This is a genomic window from Mesorhizobium sp. P5_C1, from assembly GCF_054049815.1.
On record NZ_JBFULQ010000878.1, the window covers coordinates 1 to 1,551 of the forward strand.

The following is a 1,551-nucleotide window of genomic DNA, read 5'->3' on the forward strand; positions in this document are numbered from 1 at the left end:
ATCATTGGAATTCTCCGCCCGTGGCCGATTGCTTCGATGGATTGCCGCCAAGGCCTGCCAAGCAGGCCTCGACCGCGCGTGCGATGGAAAGAAGCCTGTCGTCCTGGCCGGCCCGACCGACCAACRTGAGGCTGGCACTTGAGCCTATGCCCGTCAGCGGCAGCGCTATGGCCGGACAGTCGAAGAAGTTCGCGACCGCCGTGTTGCGCAGCAACATGAGATTGCGCTCCGAGAAGCCTTCAGCCGTGCTGACCTGATCGAAGGTCGGCGCGACAATCGGCACGGTCGGCATTACCAGCACGTCCAATTCCTCGAAGTGCTGATCGAAGCTTCGTGCCAAGGCCTGCCGTTCACTGATCATGTCGATATAGTCGGCAGCACTGATCGAGCTTCCTCTCTGAATGCGGCTCAGAATGTTTGGATCAATGTCCGGGTTCCCGTCCAAGCGATGGCGGTGAAGGGCGAAGGCCTCAGCCGCGGCGATGCCGCCGCGCTGGTTGACAGCGCGCATGCCGTCGAATTCAGGTGCCGCGACATCCCTGACCAGCACGGATGCGCACGAGAGCGCCGCAAGCGCTGCCTCGAAGCCCTCCGACACCACACCATCAAGACCATCGAGAACAAGGCCTTGAGCGACGCCAACGCGCAAGCCAGCCAGCGACGTCGCGCGGGAAGAATGCGGCTCCTGGCCCGACATGATTGCCACCGACACCGCGCAGTCGTCGATCGTGCGCGCGATCGAACCGACGGAATCGAGCGTCATCGAAAGAGGGTACGCGCCCGTGGTCGGAATACGAGCCTTGGTCGGCTTGAACCCGACAAGACCACACAGCGCCGCTGGAATCCTGACCGATCCACCAGTGTCGGTTCCGATGCCGATGCCGCAGAACCCGTCCGCCACCGCGACCGCAGCCCCCGATGACGACCCTCCGGGTACGCGGTTCCTGTCGAGTGGATTGCGCGGCGTGCCGTAATGGGGATTCGTGCCGATGCCCGAAAATGCGAATTCGCTCATGCTCGTCTTGGCGACGATGACGGCGCCGGCCGCTCGGAGCCGATGGATGGCCGGAGCGTCTGTCCCCGCCACTCGTCCCTCGTGCAACAGGGCCTTGGATCCCGCCCGCGTTACTTCGCCCCTGACGTCGAAGAGATCCTTGATGCTGACAATGACACCATCGAGCGGACCCAAAGGCGTTCCGGTGCGCGAACGGGCGTCGGCAGCATCCGCGGCCTCCCTCGCGGCGTCGGCATAGACCGTCAGGCAGGCGCGGGAGCCTTCACCCGACGGATCGCCGATCCTGGCGAGTGCCTCCTCCAATCGCTCTCTTGCAAGGGTTGGACCGCTATGCATGGGGTCTGTTCCGTCGAACCTATTTGTATTAGTCTTTTATCTACATTAGATAGCTTCATTGAACATATAAAAGCATGAGGCCGGTCTGTCCAGCCGTTTTCGCTCGGCTAGTCGCGGCGGGCCGACGCCAGGGTCCGTTGCGGTGGCTGCATGCCGTCTCTAGACTCGGATCGCCTGCTGTTGGGACGCCGGCCGCCAAC

Annotated in this window: 1 protein-coding gene; it reads right to left on the bottom strand. The window is 63.0% G+C overall.

The window, feature by feature from the left end; genetic code table 11:
* Position 1 precedes the first annotated feature (1 nt).
* Positions 2-1,351: an amidase gene (locus ACXJ7R_RS32185; RefSeq protein WP_457155324.1), complete on the bottom strand. Its 1,350-nt coding sequence runs from the start codon at positions 1,349-1,351 to the stop codon at positions 2-4.
* Positions 1,352-1,551 lie beyond the last annotated feature (200 nt).